At 73.4% G+C, this 8,898-nt stretch carries 8 protein-coding genes; 4 read left to right on the top strand and 4 right to left on the bottom strand.

Features of this window, described 5'->3' with window-relative positions:
• The coding region (locus AC51EU_RS23335; RefSeq protein WP_496269002.1) for a potassium-transporting ATPase subunit C at positions 1-184 on the top strand (184 nt) is incomplete at its 5' end.
• Here the strand turns inward: AC51EU_RS23335 and AC51EU_RS23330 are convergent.
• Positions 172-1,230, bottom strand: coding sequence for a chitinase (locus AC51EU_RS23330; protein ID WP_496269001.1), 1,059 nt, complete (start codon positions 1,228-1,230; stop codon positions 172-174). The genes AC51EU_RS23335 and AC51EU_RS23330 overlap by 13 nt on opposite strands.
• 234 nt (positions 1,231-1,464) lie before the next feature.
• Here AC51EU_RS23330 and AC51EU_RS23325 point away from each other — a divergent pair, with 234 nt between their 5' ends.
• On the top strand, positions 1,465-1,809 hold the full coding sequence (locus AC51EU_RS23325; RefSeq protein WP_496269000.1) for an MmcQ/YjbR family DNA-binding protein: 345 nt from the start codon (positions 1,465-1,467) through the stop codon (positions 1,807-1,809).
• A gap of 7 nt (positions 1,810-1,816) precedes the next feature.
• Here the strand turns inward: AC51EU_RS23325 and AC51EU_RS23320 are convergent, their stop codons facing one another.
• On the bottom strand, positions 1,817-2,887 hold the full coding sequence (locus AC51EU_RS23320; protein WP_496268999.1) for an ATP-dependent DNA ligase: 1,071 nt from the start codon (positions 2,885-2,887) through the stop codon (positions 1,817-1,819).
• A 77-nt stretch (positions 2,888-2,964) separates the two neighbouring features.
• Between AC51EU_RS23320 and ligD the strand changes: the two genes are divergently transcribed.
• Positions 2,965-3,969: a non-homologous end-joining DNA ligase gene (gene ligD / locus AC51EU_RS23315; protein ID WP_496268998.1), complete on the top strand. Its 1,005-nt coding sequence runs from the start codon at positions 2,965-2,967 to the stop codon at positions 3,967-3,969.
• 16 nt (positions 3,970-3,985) lie between these two features.
• Here ligD and AC51EU_RS23310 read toward each other — a convergent pair whose 3' ends face one another.
• Positions 3,986-6,739, bottom strand: a complete 2,754-nt coding sequence (locus AC51EU_RS23310) for a SpoIIE family protein phosphatase (protein ID WP_496268997.1) — start codon at positions 6,737-6,739, stop codon at positions 3,986-3,988.
• 250 nt (positions 6,740-6,989) lie between these two features.
• On the opposite strand from AC51EU_RS23310, the gene AC51EU_RS23305 reads away from it, so the two are divergent.
• Positions 6,990-8,072 (top strand): sugar ABC transporter substrate-binding protein, encoded by a 1,083-nt coding sequence (locus AC51EU_RS23305; protein WP_496268996.1) that lies wholly within the window; start codon positions 6,990-6,992, stop codon positions 8,070-8,072.
• A gap of 21 nt (positions 8,073-8,093) precedes the next feature.
• On the opposite strand, the gene AC51EU_RS23300 is transcribed toward AC51EU_RS23305, so the two are convergent.
• The gene (locus tag AC51EU_RS23300) at positions 8,094-8,831 is read right to left on the bottom strand and encodes an HAD family hydrolase (RefSeq protein WP_496268995.1); all 738 of its coding nucleotides are present in this window, start codon (positions 8,829-8,831) and stop codon (positions 8,094-8,096) included.
• Positions 8,832-8,898 lie beyond the last annotated feature (67 nt).

The following is an 8,898-nucleotide window of genomic DNA, read 5'->3' as shown; positions in this document are numbered from 1 at the left end:
CCGGCAGGCCGCCCGGGTGGCGAAGGAGCGGGGGCTGCCCCCGGCGGAGGTCCGCGCGCTCGTCGCCCGGCACGTCCGGGGCCGCACGCTGGGATTCCTGGGGCAGCCGACCGTCAACGTCGTGGAACTGAACCAGGCCCTGGCCGCGTCGGCGCGCCGCCACCCGGGCCGTCAGCGCCCCTGAAGCGCCTTGGCGTTGTCGCCGAAGGACCAGCCCTTGGACCCGTCCCAGTTCAGCGACCAGGTCATCAGGCCCTTGAGCCCGTTGTCGTACTTCCCCCACGCCTGCGACACCTGGCCGGGCGCCATGTAGCCGCCGCCCGCGCCGGGCTGGGCGGGCAGGCCCGGGACCTGCTTGTCGTAGGGGACCTTGACGGTGGTGCCCTGGACGACGAGGCCCTTGTTGAGGCAGTCCGTCTGGGCGGTGAAGCCCTCGACCGTCCCGGCGGAGTACGAGTCGCCGGAACAGCCGTACATGCTGCCGTTGTAGTACTGCATGTTCAGCCACCACAGCCGGCCGTTGTCGGCGTACTTCTTGATGATGGGCAGGTAGGCGCCCCAGATGGAGCCGTAGGTCACGCTGCCGCCGGTGACATAGGCGGTCTCGGGGGCCATCGTCAGGCCGAAGCCCTGGGGCATCCGGTCGAGGATGCCGTCGATGATGCGGATGAGGTTGGACTGGGACGGCGAGAGCGTGGTGATGCTGCCGCTGCCGGAGAGGCCGGTCTCGATGTCGATGTCGATGCCGTCGAAGTTGTACTTCTTCAGGATCGGCACGATGGTGTCGACGAAACGGTCGGCGACGGCGGTGGAGTTGAGGTCGATTCCGGCCGTCGCGCCGCCGATGGACATCAGGATCGTCCGGCCGGACTTCTTCGCCTCGCACATCTCGGCCGGCGTCGCGACCTTCACACCGGAGTCCATGCCGTCCTCCCACAGCGCGGTGCCGTCCGCGCGGATGACGGGGAACGCCGCGTTGAGCACGTTGTAGCCGTGGTCGCGGATGCGCGCGTCGGTGATCGGTATCCAGCCGAGGGGCGGATGGACGCCGTTCGAGGCGCCGTCCCAGTTCTCCCAGTAGCCCTGGAGCACCTTGCCCGCGGGCTTTCCCTTGACCGCGCAGGTCTCCTCCCGCGGGGCGCTCTGCGCCGGGGCCGCGGCGACCAGCGTCTGGAGGGCGAACGCCGTCGCCAGGCCGGCTCCGAGCAGACGTGACCTTCTACGGGACATGCGGTGTTCCCTTCGTGCCGTGACGGGGCCGGGCGGGGGCGAGGGGTTTTCCGGGAAGCGCGTCCACCGCCCGGACGGTGGGGGGACGAGCGCGTACGGAGGTGCGGTGCGGCACACCGTAAAGTGGTCCAGACCTGTCGTCAATAGGTCTGGACCACAACGGATTCCGGTGCCACGGCCCGCCCGCCCGGCCCCGCGAGCACCCGCGTCCGGCCATCGCCTACAGTCGACGGGGTGATCACCTCCGACGACGTCCGGCGCACCGCGCTCGCCCTGCCCGGGACCACCGAGAAGATCGCCTGGAGCATGCCGACCTTCCGGGTGGCCGGGAAGATGTTCCTCACCCTCCCCGAGGACGAGACGTCGATGGCCGTCCGCTGCCCCCGCCACGAACGCGGCGAACTGGTCCTCGCCGAACCCGGCAAGTTCTGGGTCGCCGCCCACGAGGCGGGCTCCGCATGGGTGCGCGTCCGGCTGTCCGCGCTGGAGGACCTGGCGGAACTGCGCGACATCGTCGCCGACTCCTGGCGGCAGGCCGCCCCGCCCCGCCTCCTCGACGACGAGGCGGCACGCGGCTGACCGGCCGTCAGTCCGGCGGCGCCCCGAGGACCTCCCCCAGGTCATAGCCGACCGGCTCGGCGAGCTGCGCGTAGGTGCACTGGCCCGGCTCCCGGTCCGGGCGCCAGCGGCGGAACTGCGTGGTGTGCCGGAAACGGCTGCCCTGCATGTGGTCGTACGCCACCTCGACCACCCGCTCCGGCCGCAGCGGGACCCACGAGAGGTCCTTCTTCCCCGTCCACCGGCTCGGGCCGCCCGGCAGCCGGTCGGCGGCCTGGGCTTCCTCGCTCGTCCACCGCTCCCACGGGTGCCCCTCGGCGGACGCCATCCGCAGCGGCGCCAGCTCCTCCATCAGCTCCCGGCGCCGGCGTTCGGAGAACGCCGCGCACACCCCGACGTGCTGGAGCCGGCCCGCGTCGTCGTACAGACCCAGCAGCAGCGACCCCACGACCGGGCCGCTCTTGTGCGGGCGCAGGCCCGCGACGACGCAGTCGGCGGTCCGCTCGTGCTTGACCTTCACCATCACCCGTTCGCCCTGCCGGTAGGACAGCCCGAGCGGTTTGGCGACCACCCCGTCCAGACCGGCGCCCTCGAAGTGGTCGAACCACCGCCGGGCCAGTGCCAGATCCTCGGTGGCGGGCGCCGTGAACACCGGCGGCGCCGCCTCGCGCAGCGCCTCCACCAGCGCCGTTCTGCGGTCCCGCTGCGGCCGCGCCGTCAGCGCCTCGTCGCCCAGCGCCAGCAGGTCGAACGCGATGAAGCACGCCGGTGTCGTCCCCGCCAGCATCCGTACCCGCGAGTGGGCCGGGTGGATGCGCTCCAGCAGGGCGTCGAAGTCCAGGCGCCCGCCGCGGGCGACGACGATCTCCCCGTCCAGGACACAGCGCGCGGGGACCTCGGTCCGCAGCGCCGCGACCAGCTCGGGGAAATACCGGGTGAGCGGCTTGGTGCTGCGGCTGCCCAGCTCGACCTCGTCCCCGTCACGGAAGGCGATGGCGCGGAAACCGTCCCACTTGGCCTCGTACTGCATGCCGGGCGGGATCGCCGCGGCGCTCCTCGCCAGCATCGGCCGCACGGGCGGCATCACCGGAAGGTCCATGATCCCGATTGTGCGGGCAGAACACGGGCCCCGCCCGCCGACGGGCGCCGCCGGGCCGGGCGCCCTAGCGTGGGTCCATGGCAGAGACGCTGGAACTCACCGCCGGGGGCCGGACGGTCAGCGTGTCCCGGCCGGACAAGGTCTACTTCCCGCAGCGCGGCTTCACCAAGGGCGACGTGGTCCGCTACTACCTGAGCGTCGGCGACGGCGTGCTGCGCGCGCTCCGCGACCGACCCACCACTCTGGAGCGCTGGCCCGACGGCGTCACCGGCGGCTCCTTCTTCCAGAAACGCGCGCCCAAGAACCTCCCCGACTGGATCCCGACCGCCAGAATCGCGTTCCCCAGCGGCCGCCACGCCGACGAGATCTGCCCCGCCGAGACGGCCGCCGTCCTGTGGGCGGCCAACCTCGGCTGTCTGACCTTCCACCCCTGGCCGGTGCGCAGGAGCGACACCGAGCACCCCGACGAGCTGCGCATCGACCTCGACCCGCAGCCGGGCACCGGCTACGCCGACGCCGTACGGGCCGCCCTGCTGCTGCGCGACGTCCTCGACGGCGTGGGTCTGACCGGCTGGCCCAAGACCTCCGGCGGCCGCGGCCTGCACGTCCTTGTTCCCCTCGTCCCCGAGTGGGACTTCGTCCAGGTGCGGCGCGCCGCCATCGCCGTGGCCCGGGAACTGGAGCGGCGCGCGCCGGAGCACATCACCACCGCCTGGTGGAAGGAGGAACGCGGCGCCAAGGTCTTCGTCGACTACAACCAGACCGCGCGGGACCGCACCGTCGCCGGCGCCTACTCCGTACGGCCCCTGCCCCACGCGCCGGTCTCCGCGCCGCTGCGCTGGGAGGAGCTGTCCGACGCCGTGCCGGAGGACTTCGACCTGGCCACCATGCCCGCCCGCTTCGCACGGGACGGCGATGTCCACGCCGATCTGGACACCCACGCCTTCCGCCTGGACGCGGCGCTCGACCTCGCCGACCGCGACGAGCACGAGCACGGTCTCGGGGACCTGCCCTACCCGCCGGAGCACCCGAAGATGGCGGGCGAGCCGAAGCGGGTCCAGCCCAGCCGCGCCAGGAAGTGACCGCGCCGCCGACCCGTCACGCCTCCGGCTCGCCCAGGTCGTCCAGGAGCGCCGCGTCCCACAGCGGCCCCGCCTCCGCCGTGGCGGTCGGCTCCAGGCTCTGCTCCGTCCAGATCACCTTGCCGGACGGCGTGTACCGGGTGCCCCAGCGCTCCGCGAACCGCGCCACCAGGTACAGGCCGCGCCCGCCCTCGTCCGTCAGCCGGGCCCGGCGCAGATGCGGTGAGGTGCTGCTGCCGTCGGACACCTCGCAGATCAGCGTGCGGTCGTACAGCAGCCGGACCTGGATCGGCTCGCGCCCGTAGCGGAGCGCGTTGGTGATCAGTTCGCTGAGGATCAGCTCGGTGGCGAAGCCGGTCTCGGCGAGTCCCCATTCCGTGAGCCGGCGGGCGCACTCGGCGCGGACGCGCGGTACCGCGGCCGCGTCCGGCGGCACCTCCCACTCGGCGACGCGGTCGGGGGGCAGCAGCCGGGTACGGGCGACGAGCAGGGCGACGTCGTCGTCGCGGCGCGTCGGCAGCATCGCGTCGACCAGGGCCTGGCACAGCCGCTCCGGCGAGCCCTGGGGGTCCCCGTCCGGGCGGCCGGAGAGGGTCTGCCGCAGCAGGGTGAGGCCGGTGTCGATGTCCCGGTCGGGGGAGGTGACCAGGCCGTTGGTGAACAGCACCAGCCGGCTGCCCTCGGCGAGCGTCCAGGTGGCCGTGCCCCCGGGCGGGACGCCCACCCCGAGCGGCGGGGCGGCCGGGACCTCGGGGAACTCCACCCGGCCGTCCGGGTGCACCAGTGCCGGCCCGATGTGCCCGGCCCGCGCGACGGCGCAGTGTCCCGACACCGAGTCGTAGACGGCGTACAGGCAGGTCGCCCCGGTGATCTCCGCCTCCGCGCTCTCCTCGCCCACCGCGTTCGCGTGCTCCATGTCCATGCTGCTGACCAGCTCGTCGAGCCGGGTCAGCAGTTCGTCCGGGGGCAGGTCGAGGGCGGAGAAGTTCTGTACGGCGGTCCGCAGCCGGCCCATGGTCGCCGCCGCGTGCAGGCCCTGCCCGACGACGTCCCCGACGACCAGCGCCACCCGCGCCCCGGGCAGCGGGATCACGTCGAACCAGTCGCCGCCCACCCCGGCGCGGGCCGGCAGATAGCGGTGCGCGGTCACCAGCCCGGAATGCTCCGGCAGGGTACGGGGCAGCAGACTGCGCTGGAGGGTGACGGCCGTGGCGTGCTCGCGGGTGTAGCGGCGGGCGTTGTCGATGCACACCGCCGCGCGGGCGACCAGCTGCTCGGTGAACGAACGGTCCTCCTCCTCGAACGGCGGGGACGGCCATGCCCGCCAGAAGCAGGCCACGCCCAGCACCGTGCCCCGCGACCGCAGCGGCACGATCAGCGCGGAGTGGATGCCCTGACGCAGCAGCGCCACCCGGGTACGGGCGTACTCCGGGCCCGTCCCCGAGGTTTCCGCGACGCTCAGGTCCGCGTCCAGCAGGCTGCGCCCGCGCAGCGTCACCGTGGCCCGGGGGTCGCCCGGCGGTACCCGGAACATCGAGCCCGCCGCGGCCAGCGGGTGCTCGGAGCGCAGTCCGGCGGAGCCGGCGCGCAGGAACTCGGTGTCGCCCCCCAGCGGCTCCCCGCCCGCGGTCACCTCGGAGAACAGGTCGACGGTGGTGATGTCGGCGAAGCGGGGCACCGCGACATCGGCGAGTTCCTGCGCGGTACGGCGCACGTCGAGCGAGGTGCCCACCTGCGTCCCGGCGTCGTAGAGCAGCCGCAGCCGTCCCCGGGCGGCCTCGGCGCGGCCGGAGAGCGCCCGCAGCTCGGTGGAGTCGCGCAGGGTGGCGACGATGCCCGAGCGACCGTGGGTGCCCGTGCCCCGGGTGCTGACGGCCAGCAGTCGTTCGCCGGCCAGGACCACCTCGTCGGTGACGGGCGGGTCGGCGGCCAGCAGCCCGGCGACGCTGTCGGCCAGACCCAGCCGGCCGACGGGACGGCCCTCGGCGTCGTCCGGCAGTCCGAGCAGCCGCCGTGCCTCGTCGTTGGCCAGGACCAGGCGCCCGTCCTCCCCGATGATCAGGACGCCTTCCCGTACGGCGTGCAGCACCGCGTCGTGGTGCTCGTACATCCGGGTCATTTCCTCGGGGCCCATGCCGTGGGTCTGCCGCCGCAGCCGCCTGCTGACCAGGGCCGCGTTCACGGTGGTCAGGACGAGGGCGCCGATGGCGGAGCCGAGCAGGATGGGCAGCTGGCCGGTCCCGGCGTCGAGGCTGCCCACGCCGATGCCCGCGGTGACCTCCGCGATCACCCGGCCGCCGGGCCCGTGGACCGGGGCGGTCGTGGTGACCGACCGTCCCGAGGAGGTGGTGAGGACCTCGGTGACCGGCCGGGTGGGCAGCAGGTCGCGGCCCGGGACGCGCTTGCCGATGAGGGACGGGTCGGGGTGGGTGAGGCGGATGCCGTTCCGCCCGTACACGACGATCAGGTCCACCCCGGAGGCGGTGCGTGCCCGCTCGGCGCTGGGCTGGAGGACGGCGGTGGGGTCGGGGGAGGAGACGGCCGCCGCGGTGCCCGGCGCCTGGGCGAAGGACGTGGCGACGGCCAGCGTCCGGGCCCGGGCGTCGTGCAGGCTGTCCCGTCGCGTCTGCAGCAGCACGGCCACGGCGGTCGCCGCGATCAGCAGCACCGCCAGGCCCATCTGCCAGAGGAACACCTGGCCCGCGACGCTGCCGACGCGTGAGGAGAAGCGCCTCCGACCCCGGTCGGCGAACGAGCGGAGGACGCGCATCAGATACCCACCGAGTACCGATATGTCATGGCTTCTAGCATTATCCACCGTGCCGGAGATCGCGGCCGGGTGCACCGACCGGTCGGCCCATTCCGCTCACCCGCCCGTCCCGTTCTTTCCGCCCCCCGTGCACTACGGGAAACACACGTCCCTATCGTTACGACCGGATTCCTTGACGCGAACGTGACAATGACATTCACTCCAGCAGAGCCGGGCCGCGGCGCCGCGGCCCCTACGGGAGGCACGGGGAATGAAGGCACGACCGCACCGCATCGTCACCGCAGCACTGGCACTCGCCCTCGCCGGCCCCTTGGTGGCCTGCGGCGGCGGCCACCAGGACACGGGCGCCGTCCCGAAGGCCATCGGCCTGCTCCTCCCGGAGAAGAAGGCCGCCCGCTACGAGAAACTGGACCGCCGCATCATCTCCGCGAAGATCTCCTCGCACTGCCTGGAGTGCACCGTGGAGTACCGCAACGCCGAGCAGAGCGCCGACACCCAGAGGAAGCAGTTCAACGCCCTGGTCGACAAGGGCGTGAAGGTCATCGTCCTGGACCCCGTCGACGCGCGGGCCGCCCGGACCTGGGTGGACGCGGCGGCCCGGCAGGGCGTCAAGGTCGTCTCCTACGACCGGCTCGCCGAGGGCGACGTCGCCGCCTATGTCTCCTACGACAACGAGAAGATCGGCCGCCTCCAGGGACAGGCCCTCCTCAAGGCCCTCGGGCACCGCGCCGCCACCGCCGACGTCGTCATGATGAACGGTTCCCCCACCGACCCCAACACGCCCGCGTTCAAGAAGGGCGCGCACGCCGTCCTCGACGGCAAGGTCCACCGGATCGTCGCCGAGAAGGACATCGCCGAATGGTCCCCGGCCAAGGCCAGGAAGGAGATGGCGGACATCGTCGCCGCCCGCGGCGCGACGGGCTTCGACGCCGTCTACTCCGCCAACGACGGCATGGCGGGCGGCATCGTGGAGGCACTTGAGGCCGCCGGGGTCAAGAACGTGCCGGTCGGCGGGCAGGACGCCGAAGTGCCCGCCCTCAAGCGCCTGGTGACCGGCGAGCAGGCGTTCACGGTCCACAAGCAGGTCCGGCCCGAGGCGGAGACCGCCGCCGCCCTCGCCGTCCGCCTCCTGAAGGGCGAGAGCATCGCCTCACTGGCCCCCGCCACCGCGGCCAACGCCACGAAATCCGGCATACCCGCCCGCCTCTTCGACGCCCGGATCGTCACCGCCGACACCCTCAAGGACACCGTCGTCAGCGACGGCACCGTCCGCCCCGACTGGATCTGCACCCCGGCCCTGGCCGCCGACTGCAAGCGGCTCGGCCTGGAATGACCGCCCCGGTCCGGGCGGGACTCACGCCGGCCGTGCCGTCCGGACCAGCCAGTCGTACGCGGCCCGCGCCGTGAACCGCGCCTGGCCGCCCGGGAACAGCAGCCCGGCGGTCGCGAACCCCGGATCGTCCACCGTCGCGGGCACATAGGGCACCGCGATGCACCCCATCCCCGCCCGGTGCGCGGCCAGCGCACCGGGCGGCGCGTCCTCCACCACCACACACGAGCCCGGCGCCACCCCCAGCCGGCGCGCCGCCTCCAGGAACACATCGGGCTCCGGCTTGCCGTGCGCCACCTCCTCCGCCGAGACCAGCGTCGTCAGATACGCGTCCAGCCCCGTCGTGGCCAGCACCGCCACGATCGCCGCCCGGGACGACCCGGACGCCACCGCCATCGGATGCCCCGCCGCGTGCAGCCGCTCCACGAACTCCCGCATCTGGGGAAAGACCTCGGTCCCGGCGCCGGCCAGCTCCAGATAGGCCCGGTTCTTCGCGGCCAGCAGCTCCTCCACCGGCGCGTCGATCCCGTACGTGGCGGCCAGCGTCTCCAGGGTCTCGCGGGTGCCGATCCCGATGAACCGGGTGTGCTCCTCCCAGCCGAAGTCCGTCACCCCGTAGGAGGCCAGCACCCGGCGGCCCGCCTCGTAGTAGTTCGGCTCGCTGTCCACCAGCGTGCCGTCCAGGTCGAAGAGGACGGGGGTGGGGTGCGCGGCGGAGGCCGGAGGGGCGGACGGGGACGCGGAGACGGGACGTGTGGTCATGCTCCCCAGCATGACAAGAACACGGGCGGCGCGGCCGCGCGGGAGCGCCCGGCGTCACACCCGGGTC

Source organism: Candidatus Streptomyces philanthi, assembly GCF_059553635.1.
The sequence above is the reverse complement of the archived record's forward strand: the minus strand, read 5'-3'. Positions and strand labels throughout refer to the sequence as shown.

Coding starts and splice junctions, on each gene's coding strand:
- AC51EU_RS23300 (WP_496268995.1), bottom strand. CDS start 8,831: ATGACCACACGTCCCGTCTCCGCGTCCCCGTCCGCCCCTCCGGCCTCC.
- AC51EU_RS23310 (WP_496268997.1), bottom strand. CDS start 6,739: ATGCGCGTCCTCCGCTCGTTCGCCGACCGGGGTCGGAGGCGCTTCTCC.
- AC51EU_RS23330 (WP_496269001.1), bottom strand. CDS start 1,230: ATGTCCCGTAGAAGGTCACGTCTGCTCGGAGCCGGCCTGGCGACGGCG.
- ligD (WP_496268998.1), top strand. CDS start 2,965: ATGGCAGAGACGCTGGAACTCACCGCCGGGGGCCGGACGGTCAGCGTG.
- AC51EU_RS23320 (WP_496268999.1), bottom strand. CDS start 2,887: ATGGACCTTCCGGTGATGCCGCCCGTGCGGCCGATGCTGGCGAGGAGC.
- AC51EU_RS23305 (WP_496268996.1), top strand. CDS start 6,990: ATGAAGGCACGACCGCACCGCATCGTCACCGCAGCACTGGCACTCGCC.